The 16,689-nt window shown below is 63.8% G+C and carries 13 protein-coding genes, 1 tRNA gene and 1 pseudogene; 6 read left to right on the top strand and 9 right to left on the bottom strand.

The annotated features are described in order from the left end of the window. The first annotated feature begins 83 nt into the window (after nt 1–83). Nucleotides 84–2,723: a replicative DNA helicase gene (dnaB, locus tag ACFCU0_RS07945; protein ID WP_434973129.1), complete on the top strand. Its 2,640-nt coding sequence runs from the start codon at nt 84–86 to the stop codon at nt 2,721–2,723. 838 nt (nt 2,724–3,561) lie between these two features. Here dnaB and ACFCU0_RS07940 read toward each other — a convergent pair. From ACFCU0_RS07940 to ACFCU0_RS07930, 3 genes are all read right to left on the bottom strand, one after another. Next, nucleotides 3,562–4,995, bottom strand: a complete 1,434-nt coding sequence (locus ACFCU0_RS07940) for a mercuric reductase (protein WP_434973128.1) — start codon at nt 4,993–4,995, stop codon at nt 3,562–3,564. 72 nt (nt 4,996–5,067) lie between these two features. Continuing rightward, nucleotides 5,068–5,928 (bottom strand): sulfite exporter TauE/SafE family protein, encoded by an 861-nt coding sequence (locus ACFCU0_RS07935; protein WP_434973127.1) that lies wholly within the window; start codon nt 5,926–5,928, stop codon nt 5,068–5,070. 122 nt (nt 5,929–6,050) lie between these two features. After that, nucleotides 6,051–6,728 carry an RNA polymerase sigma factor gene (locus ACFCU0_RS07930; RefSeq protein ID WP_434973126.1) on the bottom strand — a complete coding sequence of 226 codons (678 nt, stop codon included), beginning with the start codon at nt 6,726–6,728 and terminating at the stop codon, nt 6,051–6,053. A gap of 334 nt (nt 6,729–7,062) precedes the next feature. Here ACFCU0_RS07930 and ACFCU0_RS07925 point away from each other — a divergent pair, with 334 nt between their 5' ends. From ACFCU0_RS07925 to ACFCU0_RS07905, 5 genes are all read left to right on the top strand, one after another. Then, the gene (locus ACFCU0_RS07925) at nt 7,063–8,334 is read left to right on the top strand and encodes a sensor histidine kinase (RefSeq protein WP_434973125.1); all 1,272 of its coding nucleotides are present in this window, start codon (nt 7,063–7,065) and stop codon (nt 8,332–8,334) included. A 133-nt stretch (nt 8,335–8,467) separates the two neighbouring features. Then, on the top strand, nt 8,468–8,908 hold the full coding sequence (locus ACFCU0_RS07920; protein ID WP_434973124.1) for a response regulator: 441 nt from the start codon (nt 8,468–8,470) through the stop codon (nt 8,906–8,908). A 426-nt stretch (nt 8,909–9,334) separates the two neighbouring features. Continuing rightward, on the top strand, nt 9,335–11,317 hold the full coding sequence (locus ACFCU0_RS07915; protein WP_434973123.1) for a sigma 54-interacting transcriptional regulator: 1,983 nt from the start codon (nt 9,335–9,337) through the stop codon (nt 11,315–11,317). Between the two features lie 164 nt (nt 11,318–11,481). After that, nucleotides 11,482–12,357 carry a class II glutamine amidotransferase gene (locus ACFCU0_RS07910; protein ID WP_434973122.1) on the top strand — a complete coding sequence of 292 codons (876 nt, stop codon included), beginning with the start codon at nt 11,482–11,484 and terminating at the stop codon, nt 12,355–12,357. An 88-nt stretch (nt 12,358–12,445) separates the two neighbouring features. Then, entirely contained in the window at nt 12,446–13,204 is a 759-nt protein-coding gene (locus tag ACFCU0_RS07905) for a flavodoxin family protein (RefSeq protein ID WP_434973121.1), read from the top strand. 198 nt (nt 13,205–13,402) lie between these two features. On the opposite strand, the gene ACFCU0_RS07900 is transcribed toward ACFCU0_RS07905, so the two are convergent. From ACFCU0_RS07900 to ACFCU0_RS07875, 6 genes and pseudogenes are all read right to left on the bottom strand, one after another. Continuing rightward, nucleotides 13,403–13,513 (bottom strand): HepT-like ribonuclease domain-containing protein, encoded by a 111-nt coding sequence (locus tag ACFCU0_RS07900; RefSeq protein ID WP_434973120.1) that lies wholly within the window; start codon nt 13,511–13,513, stop codon nt 13,403–13,405. 98 nt (nt 13,514–13,611) lie between these two features. Continuing rightward, nucleotides 13,612–13,695 (bottom strand): annotated as a pseudogene (locus ACFCU0_RS07895) (hypothetical protein); the annotation flags it as partial. Next, on the bottom strand, nt 13,673–14,029 hold the full coding sequence (locus tag ACFCU0_RS07890) for a nucleotidyltransferase family protein (RefSeq protein WP_434973119.1): 357 nt from the start codon (nt 14,027–14,029) through the stop codon (nt 13,673–13,675). The gene ACFCU0_RS07890 and the pseudogene ACFCU0_RS07895, both read right to left, overlap by 23 nt. Before the next feature lie 147 nt (nt 14,030–14,176). After that, nucleotides 14,177–14,247 (bottom strand) — tRNA-Cys (locus ACFCU0_RS07885). 149 nt (nt 14,248–14,396) lie between these two features. Further along, entirely contained in the window at nt 14,397–15,104 is a 708-nt protein-coding gene (queC, locus tag ACFCU0_RS07880) for a 7-cyano-7-deazaguanine synthase QueC (protein ID WP_434973118.1), read from the bottom strand. A gap of 97 nt (nt 15,105–15,201) precedes the next feature. After that, nucleotides 15,202–16,689, bottom strand: a 1,488-nt coding sequence (locus ACFCU0_RS07875) for an OmpA family protein (RefSeq protein WP_434973117.1), incomplete at its 5' end; no start/stop codon positions are given.

The raw sequence follows: 16,689 nt of genomic DNA, 5'->3' as shown, positions 1-16,689 counted from the left end.
CCCGCTTCGACCGCGGCGATGCTTCTCGCCTGAGATCGACGGGTTCCCTCCACGCGTTTTCCATCTGCCTGTACGCTTTCGCCATGGCCGATTCCGGCGATCAGTCCAAGTCTCCACGGATCAACATCGACGACACGTCGCGCCCGTCGTATCCCCTCGAGAAAATGCGGGGTCGACAAAGCGAGCGCCGTCGTCAACAGGCCGATGCCGTGCACAAGAAGTCGGGACGCGTTCCGCCCCAGGCCACGGACGTCGAAATGTCCGTCCTTGGCGCGATGCTGATCGAGCGGGAGGCCATTCCGAAGGCGATCGAGGTGCTGCCCCCGGAGGCGTTTTACAGCAGCAAGCACCAGAAAATCTATGAGTCGATCCTGAACCTCTTCGAACGGGGCAACCCGGTCGACCTGGTCACGCTAACGGAGGAGCTCAAGCGGCGCGATGCCCTCGAGGACGTGGGCGGGGCGTACTACCTGACCGAGCTCACGACGCAGGTCGCCTCCGCCGCGAACGTGGAGTACCACGCGCGGATCATCGCGGAGAAATCGCTCCTCCGCAAGATGATCGAGAAGATGACCACCCTGGTCGGAAAAGCCTATGAGTCGGGCGCCGACGCCTTCGAGCTCCTGGACGAGGCGGAAAGCGAGATTTTCTCCATCTCCGACACCCAGCTTCGAAAGGCCGCCTCCCCGCTCAACGATGTGGTCAAGGACACGCTGGAGCGGCTCGAATCCATCCATGGACAGAAAGGCGGCATTACGGGCGTCCCGAGCGGATTTTCCAAGCTCGACGACATGACGAGCGGCTGGCAGCCGTCGGATCTTATCATTATCGCGGCTAGGCCATCCATGGGAAAATGCCTGGGTAAAGGCACCCCCGTCATGATGGCGGACGGACAGACGAAGCTCGTCGAGGACATCGAGGTGGGCGACCGGCTCATGGGCGACGACGGGGCGGCGCGCACGGTGCAATCGCTGGCGCGCGGACGGGAGCAAATGTACTGGGTGCGACAGAAGCGCGGGATGGACTACCGCGTGAACGAAAGCCACATTCTCTCCTTGAAGAAAAGCCGCCGCGGTGGACGCAAGCCGCGCGGATCTGTCACGGACATCTCTGTTCGCGACTACCTGAAGAAATCTGATAAGTGGAAAAACGACAACAAGGGATTCAAAGCCCCGGCGTCGTTTCCAAAGCATCCCGTTCCGATGGATCCATACCTTCTCGGGTTGTGGCTGGGGGATGGAAAATCGGACAGCGCCAAGATTTACTCGACCGATGAAGAAGTCATTGCCTACCTGCATGAGCGGGCCGAAGCACGAGGCGACACCATTCGCGTGCATGACGCCAACCGAGCATGTCCCGCGTACCTCATCAAGAGCGGCGATCAAGGTCTCGGCGACAAAGAGCACTCCGTTCAGGCGATCCTGCGCGCGCTCGGTGTTCTGGGCGACAAACACATTCCGCACCTTTACCTCGGTAACTCGAGGGAGAACCGACTGCGTCTCCTCGCTGGGCTGATTGACACGGATGGTCACAGGAATGCCGGACACGGCGGAGCGTACGAGATTACGCACTCGAACCGTCGCCTGGCTGAGCAGATCAAGTATCTCTGCGACACGCTGGGCTATCGCACCTCGCTGAAGGGGAAAACAGCTCGAATCGCGTCCACCGGCTACGAGTCCACCGTGTATCGCGTGCGATTCAACGGAAATGTGGATGAGATTCCCGTCCGTGTGGAGCGCAAAAAAGCGAAGCCATGGACGGACCGGCGCGACTGGCGCGTGACCGGAATTGAGGTGGAGCCGGACGGTGAAGGAGACTACTACGGCTTTACGTTGGATGGTAATGGCCGCTTCCTTCTCGCCGATGGCACCGTCACCCACAATACCGCGTTTAGCCTCGCTACGGCCATGAATGCGGCGATGCACCCGACGAACCCCGCCGGCGTCGCCATTTTCTCGCTGGAGATGGGTGCGCAGCAGCTGGCACAGCGCCTGCTCACATCCGAGGCCCGCGTCGACGCCCAGCGCGCGCGGACCGGTCGGATGAAAGACGACGACTGGCAGCGCCTCGCGCGGGCGGCCGGTAAGCTGAGCGAGGCCAACATCTTCATCGACGACACCCCGGGCCTTAGCGTCCTGGAGCTCCGCGCCAAGTGCCGTCGCCTCAAGGCCGAGCACGACATCGGTCTCGTGGTGGTCGATTACCTGCAGCTCATGCAGGCCTCCGGTGGCCTCCGCAGCGGCGCGAATCGCGAACAGGAGATCGCGCACATCTCGCGGTCCCTGAAAGGCCTGGCCAAAGAATTAAATCTGCCGGTCATCGCACTGTCACAGCTCAACCGGAGCGTCGAAAACCGGGGCGGTGACAAGCGCCCACAGCTGTCCGACCTCCGTGAATCGGGATCGATCGAGCAGGACGCGGATGTCGTCTCGTTCATCTACCGTGCCGAGCGCTACGGAATCACCGTCGACGAGAACGGCAACTCCACCGAAGGCATCGCGGAGATCATCATCGGCAAGCAGCGAAACGGCCCGATCGGCACCGTTGAGCTTGCCTTCATCGACCGCTACGCGCTGTTCGAGAACTTGACCTCCAAGTACAACGACAACGACCAGGGCGGCTTTGGCGGCGGCTATGACGACGATTACGGGGGAGGAGACGGCTACGACGACGGCCAGCAGCAGGGCGGAGGCAACAGCTTCGAGGACGACGCGCCGTTCTAAATGCGAAGTGCTGAGTGCTGAGTGCGAAGCGGCTTGTGCTGAGCCGTTCAGCACGCGATAGAAATAGAAAACGCGCCCGTCGGAATCGGCTTCCGGGGCGCGTTTTCCGTTTTGTGCTGCCTGTGATACTGAATCCGAATGAACGGTTTAGGTGCCGCGCCTCCAACGATGGGGCAGTTCAGTTCGAAAATGGTCAAGAGAACCTGCGAAGAACGACGAGTCGTCTGCTCAACCACTCCGTCTGGACCGCCGCGAAATATCGACCACGACAACTGTTGGAGGCGTCGGCTCACTGTATACAGGTTGCCGAATAGCCCCTACTGCGATGAGGCCATCTAGCGGGATATCCGCCTTCGACCGATTGAAGCGATCACGAGTGAAGCGATCAGGGGACGGTCCCACCTGCAAGATAGCGCCACTCGTCCCCACCGTTCAGAACGAGGGTGGCATCAGAAGACGAAGAAGACGCCCTAAAACCAGGGGGTGAGAGCCTTTTGGGCGGACGTGTCTACCTCTCGTCGCCGAGGAGTCGCTGCCCACTTTGAAGCGTCTGCTGACCGTCACCGAGCGCGGCGAGCGCTTCAACCCCAGCTACCGAGCCGGGCCTACGAAGACGGGTTCGTCCTCCGCATCGTCGATCGGCTGGTCGAACTGCGCGACCGCGCATCACCGAGCCGCCCCCCCCAGCGGATCAGATACCGGCGACGGGTCGGAGTGATCGGCGCGGTGTTCTTCGGAGACGGAAGAACACAGTGGGGATGCAGAGGCGATCCCGGATGATGCACATACTCCCGCACCTTCATACGTCCATCCCTCCAGCCGTCCCCCCTCGATCCCTCTACACCGTCACAGCCTCCGGCTTCTCCAGGTTGCTGAAGAGATTGTTCAGCGACTCGGTGTAGGTCGGGTGAGCGAAGGCGGAGGAGCGGATCTCCTGGGCCGTGACGCCGCCCATCATCGCCATCTGGAGGACGGACATGATCTCCCCGCCCTCGGTCCCGAGAATTGCGGCGCCGAGGATCCGGCCCGTGTCGCGGTCGACGACTGCTTTCATCAGGCCGCGCGTTTCGTCCACCTCCAGCGCGCGGGCGACGTGGGTCATCGGCATTTTCGCCACCAGCACGTCGCGACCCTGCTCCATGGCCTGCTCCTCGGAGAGGCCGACGCGGCCGAGCTGCGGGTCGGTAAAGAGGGTGTAGGGCACCAGCCGCCCCTCGATCGAACGGCCGGCGTCCTCGAGCCAGTTGTCGCGCACGATGCGATAGTCGTCGTAGGAGATGTGCGTAAACGCCGGTCCGCCCTTCACGTCGCCGATCGCCGTGATATGGTCCGCCGACGTTTCGAGACGATCGGTCACGGCGACGTACCCGCGCTCCGTCGTCTCGACCCCCGCGGCGTCCAGGTTGAGGGCTTCCGTGTTGGGCCTGCGCCCGGCGGCGACGAGCAGGTGCGTGCCGCGAAGGCGCTGCGGCGCATCCGGACCCTCGAGGCACACCGAGAGCGTCCCGTCCGCCCGCTTCTCGGTGCAGTCCATACGCGTCGACGTCAGGACCCGGATGCCGTCGTCCTGCAGGATCTCGGTCAGCGTCTCGGCGACGTCCGCATCCTCGCGGTAGACGATCTGATCGCCGCGTTCGATGAGGGTGACGTCCGATCCGAACCGTCGAAACATCTGCCCGAACTCGAGTCCGATGTAGCCGCCGCCCAAAACGATCAGGTGATCGGGAACGGTGTCGAGCTCCATGATGGAGGTCGACGTCAGATAGTCGATCTCATCCAGCCCGTCGATAGGCGGAATAAAGGGCCGCTCCCCCGTGTTGATCACGAACCGCTCGGCGGAAAGTCGCCTCGGGGGGCCGTCGTCGAAGGCGACTTCCACGGTGTGCGGGTCGACGAAGGCCGCTTCTCCTTCGACGAGGTCCAGCCCCTCCGTTCCTTCCACGGCGCTGCGGCTGCCGGAGCGGAACGACTCGACGATCTCGCGCTTGCGGGCCCGGACTCGCTCGAGGTCGACGGAGATCTCGCCGGTGTCGACGCCGTAGTCGCCCGCCCGGCGCGCAAGGTGAGCGACACGGGCGCTGGCGATCATGGTTTTGGTCGGCGTGCAGCCCTCGTTCACGCAGGTTCCGCCGACGTGCTTCCGCTCAACGAGGGCAACCGACTGGCCCGCCCGGGCCAGAGCACCGGAGAGCGGCCCGCCTCCCTGTCCGGCGCCGATCACGATGACGTCGTATGAGGTAGGATCCGAAGAGGTGTTGTTGTGCTGGGGCATAGAAGAAGGAGAATCGACTGGTAAGAACGACGATGGATCGAAGCAGACAGGGTTAGAAGAGACCGGGGCGGCTCATGTGAGGACGACCTCCGCCAGGAGAATCATGGAGACGATCAGGAAGAGGACGCCCATTCCCAGCTCCCGGGTACGCTCCGGGATGCGCTCGGCAACGGCCGGGCCGATCTGCCCGCCGACGAGCACGCCGGGGACGGTAAAGAGCAGCAGGTTGACAAGCCGTTCGACCGTAGGGCCACCGACCTGTAGGAGGGTCGCCACGTGGCCGGCAGAGGCGGTGAGCGCAGTGACGGCGACCACAAACACGCTCGTGGCCACGGCGATGCGGGCAGGGATCCGGCACCGCTGCAGAAACAGGTAGCCGTTCAGTTCGCCGAGGCCAGTCGACACCATGCCGATGAAGAGTCCGCCGATGCCGCCGGACAAGATCCCCTCGGTACGGTTGAACACGGTGTAGCAGAGTTCCTCTCCGTCGGCCGTGCGGCGGCAGCGTTCGGCGCGGTCGGGGGACTGCCGGTTGGCGGCGTCGATTTGGTCGCGCACCGCCTCGGTCGGCGATCGGAGAAAGCTGGCGGCGACGACCACGAGCCCGACGCCGAGAACGGTTTTCAGGATGTCGTCGGCCACGTAGTAGGCCGCGTACGTCCCGACCAGGGCCGCGGGGATGCTGACGGCAAGCAGCGTTCCGCCCATTCGGTAGTCGATGAGGCGACGGCGGATGTAGGCGACGAGGCCGCTGCCGAATCCGAACACCTCCACGATAAGCCCAGCGCTGATGGCGGTACGCGGCTCCAGGCCCAGCGCCAGGATGAAGAACGGGGAGAAGAACGTGGCCCCCTCCACCCCCGATCCAAGGGCCACCGTTGCGAAAACGATGGCCACGGGCAGCATGTACCAGAACTCCAGCGACAACTCCATCAGGCGATGTGAGAACGGTGGACGGCGCGGTTCGTACTGCGGCGCGAGCGTCGGTCCGGCGGAAAGAGACCGCCAGACCGTCGGTCTGCGAGGCGGCTCGATCCTCGACAGGGACCGCCCGTTTACGCGGCAGGAGCGAGCCGGCCGGTACGCTGGAGGTCGTCTTCGAGCTGCGGACGCAGGAGACCTTCCAACTTCTGCCGGGCCCGGTGGAGGCGGACGCGAACGTTTACGCGGGTAAGATCAAGCGCCTCCGCCACTTCCTCCGTCGATTTTTCTTCCAGGTCGCGCATTTGAATGATTTCGCGGTAGGAGTCGGGCAGGTCGGCCAGCGCGGCGTGCACGAGTTCCTTGCGCTCGGTTCGTTCGGTATGGTCCCGGGGATCACCGTCGGTAAGGAAGCTCGCGGACTCGTTGTTGTGGTTCATCCACTCGAGCGTGTCCGACGCCGCGGTTGTGTAGCGGTCCTGGTCGCGAAAGTACCGGAAGGCAAGATTCCGGGCGATGCTGCAGAGCCAGGTCGACACCTTGGAGTCGCCCCGAAAGCGTTCGATCGATCGGAGCGCCTGGTAGAACGTCTCCTGAAGCAGCTCTTCAGCGACATCGGCGTCTTTGACCATCTTGAGAAGGAGAAGGTGAACGATGCGCCGATTCCCGTACACCCAGCGCTCAATGGCATCCGGTTCGCGGTCGCGGAGGGCGTCGAGCTCGGACGCGGTGGGCTCGGGAGGCGAATCCGCACCGGCCGACGAGGATGTACGAGACGAGGCGGGAGGAGAAGTAGACACTTTCTGAAGCATGGCAGGGTGGAGACCGGTAATGGGAATTCCGATGGGCACGCGGAACGCGCCGTTTGTCTCGCGTTCACTCTGTAACCATGGAGAAGACCGTTCCAACCGCTCGATCCCCGAATATTTCGATGGTTAAACCCCTGATTGATAATATTTTATCAGGAAGAAGAAAACGTGAAGTACTAGCGTTGAACGAGCCGGTGAGCGTCGACATTTCGACGGTATGACGATATATCGACAGTAGATGGGTCGACGGTTGGTGGTCGTGGTTGGTTGTTTGCAGCCCGCGCCGGACCGAAACCCGTCCCCCACAACCCTTAGCCCGATCCCCGAGCGCACACCCATGCCCGGTCCCCCGAGCGACAATCCGACGGAGCAGCTGCGGGAGTACGCGCGCCGTCTTGAAATCCTTCGCGAGATCGACGAAGCCATTCTCGCGGCGCAGTCGCCCTCCGACATTGCCTCGGCCGCTCTCGAGCGGCTGCAGGAATTCGTTCCGTTCATCCGCGCCAGCGTCGTGCTCTTTCACTGGGACCGGGATGAGGCCGAAATTCTGGCCATCTACCAGAAGCACGGCGATACGGAGCTCCGTCCAGATACGGTGCTCCCCATCGACCAGCTGCCCATCCCGGACGAACTCTTCGACGGAGAGCCCAAGATGGTGGGCGACATCCAGACGGGGCCGTCCACGGCCGTCACCCGGCGGCTCCGGCGCGACGAAAATATTCGCTCCTACGTCTCCTTCCCGCTGATCACCGAGGAAGAGCTCATCGGCATGGTGAACTTCGGGAGTCATGAGCCGGATGTGTATGCGGGACAGTGGCGGCACATCATCCGCGAGGTGTCCGATCAGCTCGCCATCGCGATCCGGCAGGCGCGCCTCGTCCAGCAGGTGCGCGCATACTCCGAAAAGATGGAGCAACGGGTGCAGGAACGGACCGAAGAGCTGGAGTCGTTCACGTACTCAGTGTCACACGACCTGCGGACGCCTCTACGTGCGGTGGACGGCTTCTCCCGAATGCTGATGGAGCAGTACGCCGACGACCTCGACGACGAGGGCCGGCGCCTCGTTCGCGTCATCTACGAGAACACCCAGAAGATGACGCAGCTGATCGACGGACTGCTCTCTCTGTCCCGAATCGGGCGACGGGACATGCGCCGGCGCAGCGTCGACGTCGAACAGCTTGCCCGGGAGGCCTTCGAGGAAGCCCGGCAGGGCCACGAGGGGTCTGTGGAGGTTCGTGTCGGCGATCTTCCCGACGCCCATGCCGACCGCGCCATGCTCCGCCGCGTGTTCGTCAACCTCCTTTCGAACGCCCTGAAGTTTTCGGCCGACCGGGATCCGGCGCGGATCTCCGTCGAGGCTTACGAATCGGAGGACGGGGACCCGGTCTACGCCGTTTGCGACAACGGCGTGGGATTTGATATGGAGTACGCGGACAAGCTTTTCGGCGTCTTCGAGCGCCTGCACGACGAAGACTCGTTCGCCGGAACCGGCGTCGGCCTGGCTATCGTGGAGCGGACCATCCGCCGGCACGACGGCCGGGTCTGGGCGGAGGGAGAGGTCGGAGAGGGCGCGACCTTCTCGTTCATGCTCGGAGAGGCGAGTGCCTGATGTCGCCGGGTAGCGGCTCGCACGCGCCCGGCGTCTGTGATCCTCTCGGTGTAACGGATTGCGCCGGCAGGACTCCCACGCGAAGAACCTTCCCCTTTCCCTGCTTTTCCTGAACGTGACCCTGCGTGCCCCGGTGAGTACCTGCACGGACATCCTCCTCGTCGAAGACCAGGCCTCCGACGCGGAGCTCGCGCTTCATGCTCTGCGCGGACTCGACCTCGATCGCGACGTGACCCTCGTGCGCGACGGAGCGGAGGCGCTGGACTTTCTCTTCGCCCGCGGTGCGTACAGCGACCGCGACCCGGACGACCTGCCGCGCTTCGTCCTGCTGGATCTAAAGCTTCCCAAAGTGGACGGTCTGCAGGTCCTGGAAGCCATCCGGGCCGACGATCGAACGAGAGATCTCCCGGTCGTCGTCCTCACGTCGTCGAAAGAGGCCTGCGACGTCGAGCGGTGCTACGACCTGGGCGCAAACAGCTACGTCGTGAAGCCGGTTGACTTCGACCAGTTTACCGACGCCATCCAGGACATCGGACGCTACTGGCTCGCGCGCAACGTCATCCGCGACCGCTGACGGGTTGCTGAGACGTTGGGACGTTGGACGTGGATACGTTAGACGTTGGGACGTTAGACGTTGGGACGGTTCGGCGTGGAACGGTTCGCGTTCAGCAGCAGGTCCCCGCGTCCCCGTCTCATCGAACCATCCCTTCATCGACCCCGCAGCACCTCTTCCGAGGAATGCCCGGCCGCCGGCCAGCGGCAGTCCGATCCAGTCCCGACGCCGCCCCTGCCCCCTCTCCCCGCCCCCCTGTCTCATCGTTTCATCGATTCCGCGGCACCGCGCCACGGCCTGGCAGACCGATGACAGGACCGAAGACCGTGAGGCGTACCAGCCGCCGTACCTCCCTCCGACCATACGGAGGAGGCGGCCGTTCCACTTCTCCGTCCTCGTGCCTATCTTTCGAGCGGCACCCCCGAAACAACGAGCTCTTGACGCTCCATGGAGTCCGCCATCGATCCGAGTGCAGATGTCGACCGGCTGCCCGACCGTGAGGAGCCCCTCCAAATCCTCATGCTGGAGGACGTCGCGACCGACGCGGAACTGATTCGGGCGGAATTGGAGAGTGAAGACATCGAATTCGAAGCGCGCCGCGTTACGGCCCGAGACGGGTTCGAACTGGCCCTCGAGGCCGGTGACCTGGACCTGATCCTGGTCGACTACAATCTCCCGGCCTTCGATGGGATGGCAGCGCTGGAGATGGCGCTGGAGCGTCGCCCCGACGTACCGGTCGTGTTCGTGTCCGGCGCCATCGGGGAGGAACGCGCCATCGAAACGCTCAAGCAGGGGGCCACCGACTACGTTCTGAAGGACAAACTCTCCCGGCTCGGGCCGGCGGTGAAGCGGGCCTTGCGGGAGGCGCAGGAGCGGCGCGCCCGTCGCGATGCCGAGGACGCGCTTCGACGGGCCAACGAACGCCTCGAGCAGAAAGTCGAATCGCGCACGGCCGAGCTCCGCCGCATTAACGACGAGTTGCGCAGCGAGATCGAGGAGCGAAACCGCGCCGAGCACGCCCTGCGAGAGAGTGAGCAGCGCCTTGCGAGCATTATCGACTCGGCGATCGACGCCATCATCACCGTCGACGACGACCTGCAGATCCGTCTCTTTAACCGGGCGGCCGAGCAGATCTTCGGGTGCAGCGCCGACGCCTGCGAAGGCGATGCGCTCTCCCGGCTTCTCACGGACGACCTCACCGCCGTCGTCGAAGACTACGTCGATACCCACGACCAAACGCCCCTGCCCGCCGACTTCGACCCGGCCGATGCTGGACGGTATCTCGCCGCCGCCGAGGGCTTTCGGGCACGCCGACCGGACGGCTCCACCTTCTGCGTAGAGGCCACGATCGGTCGCATCCATGTGTCGGACAAGCGGCGCTATCTGCTCATTCTGCGGGACGTGGAGGAGATGAAGCAGGCGGAGGAGCAGCTCACCCAGCTTCAGTCCGAAAAGGTCTACCTGCGGGAGGAAATCGAGAGCGAATACAATTTCGAGGAGATCGTCGGGCAGTCCGACGCCCTGCAGTCGGTCTTCGACGCGATCGACCAGGTGGCGGAGACGGACACGACGGTGCTCGTCTGCGGCGAAACGGGCACAGGTAAAGAACTCGTGGCTCGTGCGGTGCACCGCCGGAGCCGCCGCGGCGACGCCATGCTGGTGAAGGTCAACTGCGCCGCCCTCCCCAGCAATCTGATCGAGAGCGAGCTGTTCGGCCACGAGAAGGGAGCCTTCACAGGGGCGACCGAGCAGCGCGTCGGTCGCTTCGAGCTGGCGGACGGAGGGACCATTTTCCTGGACGAGATCGGCGAGCTGCCCCTGGAGACACAGGCGAAGCTGCTGCGCGTCCTGCAGGAGCAGGAGTTCGAACGCGTCGGTGGGAGCGAGACGATCGAGGTAGACACCCGCATCCTCGCCGCCACGAACCGCGATCTGGAGACGGACGTCGAGGAAGGGCGCTTCCGAGCAGACCTGTACTACCGCCTCAACATCTTTCCCATCGACGTGCCGCCGCTCCGCGATCGGGACGGCGACGTGCCGCTTCTGGCGAATCATTTCGTCGAGAAGTTCGCCGGGCAAACCGGCAAGGCGGTCAACGGATTGAGCGCCGGGGCCATGACCGTGCTGCAGCGGTACGACTGGCCGGGAAACGTCCGCGAACTGGCGAACATCATCGAGCGGGCCGTCATCCTCACACGAGAAGACATCATCCGGGCCGAGCACCTGTCGATTCGGAGCGATGAAGCCTCCGGAAGCGACGGATTCCGTTCTCTGGAAGAGGTCCAACGGCAGCACATCATCGAAGCGCTGGAGCAGACCGGTGGGGTCGTCGGTGGCGGGGAAGGGGCTGCGCACCTCCTTGACGTGAACCGGACCACCCTGCTGTCGCGCATGGACCGTCTGGGGGTCGACCCGGCCGACTACCGGTAGGCATGAGGAGAGGCCGTTTTCTGCGTCGACGGGTTGACGAGGACCCGCAGGTGCACCAGGTCCGCCCCGCGTGAGGGTCGGCAGCGGGGGCGCCGTAACGCCGAGACGCGTGCAGGAACGGACGGGTCCTGCTCATCGGCTTTTCCGGCTTCGCCTCCATCCGTATGTGTCGACTCTACGGCCTGCAAGCGACGCATCCAACGACCGCCGCGTGCGAGTTGCTCGATGCCCAGAACGCGCTCATCCGGCAAAGCCGAGAGGACGCCCGCGGCCTATCGAACCCGCATGGGTGGGGGATGGGACATGTTATCGACGGTACGACGGGCTGCTCGCGACAGGTCGAGCCCGCCGGCGAGAGTGCGGACTACCGCGAACGGGCACTGGCTACGGAAGGGACGACGATCTTCGCCCATGTTCGGCGCGCCACGGTGGGGTCTCCGGACCCGATGAACACGCACCCGTTTCGTCACGGAAACGCCCTCCTCATCCACAACGGACACGTGCCGGCGTTCGAGGCAGTGCGGGCCCGGCTCCTTGAGCGGCTCGACGCCGACCACGAGCGCCTCATCCAGGGAACGACCGATAGCGAGCACGTGCTGGCTCTTCTCCTACAGCTACAGGACGAACGTCCCGAGGCCTCCCTCCACGACGTCACCCGGTCTGCCATTCAGCACGTGCAGACCTGCGTCCGCGACGTGCGGGCGGATGCAACGGTGCAGCCGACGGATGCCGACCTGCAGGCGCTCCCCCACGAGGACCTCGTCGACATCCTGGGGCTGAACCTGCTGTGGACGGACGGCACGACCCTCGCCGGTTCTCGCCTGAACCGGACGCTCTGGTCTCTCGAACGGGACACCGTTCCCACCTGTGCGATCTGCGGCCAGGAGCACGCGCATCCGCCCGACGATGCGTCCTACCGCGCCTCCGTCCTCGCCTCCGAGCGGATCACCGATGAAGGCTGGAGCGCCGTTCCCAACGGGACCGTCTTTACCGTCAACCGCCGCGGAGGCCTGACCGTCGAAGACCTCTCGGAACGGTAGGCGCCGGAACGGTAGGCGCCGGCCGGGGCTGCTCCGCTCCTTCGTTCATCGGAACAGACGTCCTCCTTCCACATCTTCCCGCGTACCTATGACACTCAGCGACAAACAGAAACGACTTTGCGACGCGTCGCCCTACGACTACGGCGACCTCTCGGCGCTTTTTCTTAACTGCACGCTCAAGCCGTCTCCCCATCCGTCGCACACGCGCACCCTCATCGACGTCTCGGCCGCGATCATGGAAGAGAACGACGTGGACGTGGAAATCGTCCGGCCCGTCGACCTCGACCTCGCGCCCGGCGTCTACGGCAACATGACCGACCACGGGTTCGAGACGGACGACTGGCCGGCCCTCTACGAGACGGTGCTGGAGGCAGACATCCTCGTTCTCGGATCGCCCATCTGGCTCGGAGAGAAGTCCTCCGTCTGCCAGCAGGTCATCGAACGTCTCTACGCCAACTCATCGGATCTCAACGACCGCGGCCAGTACGCCTACTACGGGCGCGTCGGCGGCTGCCTCATTACCGGCAACGAGGACGGGATCAAGCACTGCTCGATGGGGATCCTCTACGCCCTCCAGCATCTCGGCTATACAATTCCGCCCCAGGCCGACGCCGGCTGGATCGGGGAAGCCGGTCCCGGGCTGAGCTACGGCGACGAGCGGGACGACGGCTCGCGGGTCGGGTTCGACAATGAGTTCACCCAGCGCAACACGACGTTCATGACCTGGAACCTCATGCACACGGCCTACCGGCTGAAGGAGAGCGGGGGCGTTCCCGCCCATGGCAACCAGCGGTCGGAGTGGGAGGCCGGCTGCCGGTTCGATCATCCGAATCCGGAGCACCGGTAGAAGGCGTCGCGGCGCGCGCCCGGTCGGTCGGTTGCGATCTGCGATGTCGGGGTCACGATCGTCTGTGGAAGCGTTTCGCAGACTTGAAGGTACCAGGAAACGTTGAATCCTGCATCTCTTACCTTTTTTCGAGCGAATCGCCCCCATCTCCGAGGCAGGGCATCCGGACACGATCATTTGGCTTCCGTAATACCACAATCAACCCTCTTCAGACAGCCGATCTTTCAGCAGGGGAACGTCATTCTGGACAACTTCCCAGACAATGTCCAGATCAATGTTGAGGTAGTCATGCGCGATGCCGTTCCGCATTCCGATAACAGCGCGACACGGTACTCGCTAACCTGTGTGCGAAAAGACTCCGATAGCTGGCGGCTTGCCTCTCCGATAATTTCGATCTGCCGAACCGTGGCATCCTGGAGCATACGGCTCTCTTCAAAGGTGTGCCGGTCGACACCGCGAGTGTACTCTTCAATCTGATGGATTGCGTCCATGATGTGCTCCACGTACACCTGATCTGTCTTCATAGAGCACAACTCGATCTTTTTCTAGATATGGCCGGATGTGAGGGCTGACGGAGCGTTCCGTCACCAGCTCCACGCGAGCTCCTAGCTTCTCCGACAATTCGTGCTCAAGCTCAAACCACCTCAACCCGAGAGCGGGACGCTCCGACGCGGGACGCAAATCGACGAGTACATCGACATCACTGTTTGCGTCGTACTCCTCGCGAGCGACAGACCCGTACAGTGAAATGCGTGACGCAAAGGGACGTAGCGCCGAGACGACGACCTCTCGCACACGGTCAATGGTTAGCGTCGGAGGCGACATGAGAAGGTGTGCACGAGCGTAAAGCGACGGTCCGAGGGTGGCATTCGTTGCATCACGCTCAATATACGTGTACGCCACCCAAACGAAAAACGCGCCCGTCGGAATCGGCTTCCGGGGCGCGTTTCGGAGTCTGTGCTGCGATATGTGAGGTGACGGGCGGATTCGAACCGCCGTACGAGGCTTTGCAGGCCTCTGCCTAACCCCTCGGCCACGTCACCATACAGGGCACCGGTGTTGTGCACCGGCATCTTTGTGCGATAGGTAGAAATGCACGTTCTCAAAGAGGGTTCCGAACCGGGCTGGCGGCTCCACCCTAATTTCGAACAGGCCCGGGCGTCCTACCGAGGGCTATGGTGTGGGCGACGGTTTACACCCACCCCTTCTGTTTCGCCTCCCGGTATCCCTTCGCGCGCAGCTTCGACGCAGGGTTGTCAAGCTGTCCGTAGCCCCACTCGTTCAGCTGGCTGCGGTCCCCGTTATAGTCCGTGTGGCTCATTACGCGGACCGTCTCGAGCACGTCGCATCCCGCGATCGTCCCCAGATCAGAGGCCAGCTTCCAGGTTTCGGCCTTTGTGAGGTACATGAGCGGGGTGTGGATGCGCAGGTCCTCGTCCATCGCCAGAGACAGGCTCGTCTGCATCGCGTCGATGAACACGCGTCGACAGTCGGGATATCCGCTGTAATCGGTCTGGCACATCCCTCCGACGAGGTCGTGAATGCCTCGGTTGTAGGCGTAGCTCGCGGCCGTGCTCAGGAAGAGGGCGTTGCGCCCCGGTACGAAGCTCGCGGGCAGGTCCTCGTTTCGCTCATGCGCCGCGCTCACGTCCTTGTCGTGCTCGGTCAGGGCGGAGCCGGAGAGCGTCCCCTCCATGTTGATCACCTCGAACGGAACGCCCGCCTTCTCCGCGATCGCACGCGCCTGCTCCGTCTCGACGGCGTGTTTCTGCCCGTAGTGGAAGCCGAGCGCGTGAACCGACCGGAAGCGAGCCAGCGCCCAGAACAGGCACGTTGTCGAGTCCTGTCCCCCGGAAAAGAGCACCAGGGCGGGACGATCGGAGGAATCAGGTTGAGGCATGGTAGCTGGGGACATTTGAGACGCCGGGGATCGCGCAGCACCTCCCTGCGCAGGACGCATACTGAATGCGCCTACGGGCGTGGATGTTTGACCGCCGTCACTCTGCAACAGCAATTTCGACACGGCGATTGAGGCGGCGGCCGGTCGCTGTGTCATTCCGTGCGACCGGCCGCGTCTCTCCGTAGCCCACCGTGTCCAGCCGCTTAGCCTCAACGCCGTGCTCGGTCAGCCAGCGTCGGACGGCCTCGGCACGATCCCGGGAGAGCGTCCGATTGAATTCAGCACGCCCCTCGCTGTCGGTGTGGCCCTCGATGACAAAGCGCGTGTCCGCGCGGTTCTCCATGACGCGCCGCACGGCCTGCAGGGTCGACGCGGATTCAGCCTGTATGGACGCCGAACCGGTATCGAACAGAATGGTGCGCAGGCGGACACGGCCGTCCACGTTCAGATTCTGCTCGATCTGAGACGTCTCGTCCTGAGGAGCGAGCTTCAGATCAACCGTAACCTCCGTTCCCGCTTCAATATCGACCGGTTGCGAGGCGGAGGAAAACCCAGGTTTCGCTGCGCGTACCACCACCAACCCCGCCGGAGCATCGGAAATCATGTAGCGCCCCTGATCGTCTGTTTCTCCCGCATCGAGAGCAGAGGAGACGAGGACGCCCGGCACCGGCGCTCCCGACGCTGCGTGCGTCACCTGACCACGGATCGTTCCCGTCGAAGGAAACGTGTCGGGGTTTACGAGCAATTGGACAAAGTCGATGGCGAACCCGTCCCCCGCCCCGGTCGTCGGATCGTCGATACGCAGAGCGAGCCGCCCGTCCTCCAGGAGATCGTGGTAGCCGGGCAGGATCTCGACGGTGACGAGCTTGCCGATGGGTCCGGTTTGATTGAGCGCGTTCAGCACTTCTTCCATCACCGGGTACCGCTCCCCGTCGAGTGTCACCTGGTACCTGGTGCCAAAACGCGGGGCCTGGAAGTCATCGAGAAAAAGCATCAACGCCACGGTCTCAACGTCGATGCCGCTCAGGTCCGCCGTCAACTCGATGGTTTGCGTGGGCTCTGCCACTTCTGAATAGCCGTCCTGCCCATCGGGTGGGGAGCCGTCGTATCCTGTGCCGATCAGAATGCGATCGGTGCCGGCCGGATCACGCTCCCCCGGGTCAAACGGGTACGCATGCGGTGGCGTCGAGCGTCCCGAAAAGGGGCTAAAGCCCCACGGCCACCCAAAGCCGAGGTTGTCGATGTCGCCCACCCGTACCACGAGGTCCGCCAGTGTCGTGTCTCGCGTGGTGAATCTCGGCTGCGACCAGTTCTCTGGCCAGCTCCGTGACTGCTTCACCCCGGACACCGTGTTGGGATTCGGCCGGGCGTCCGGAACGCTCGTCTTCAACCAGCAACGAGCTTTTTCGCCCTGCACACCCGGCTTCACGTACGTGAACGCAGCGCACTCGGACTCGTCCGCGCACCGCCGGGCACACTGCTCTGGAGGACCCTCGATCTCGACCGACCGGTAGTCGGCGCCGGGACGGTCCGTCTTCGCCTCCAGGGTCATACCATCGACCTGAGCCACTGCGCCGTGCGGCGC

This window comes from Longibacter sp., assembly GCF_051155795.1.
Taxonomy (GTDB): domain Bacteria; phylum Bacteroidota; class Rhodothermia; order Rhodothermales; family Salinibacteraceae; genus Longibacter.
This window is presented reverse-complemented; position numbering and strand designations above follow the sequence as displayed.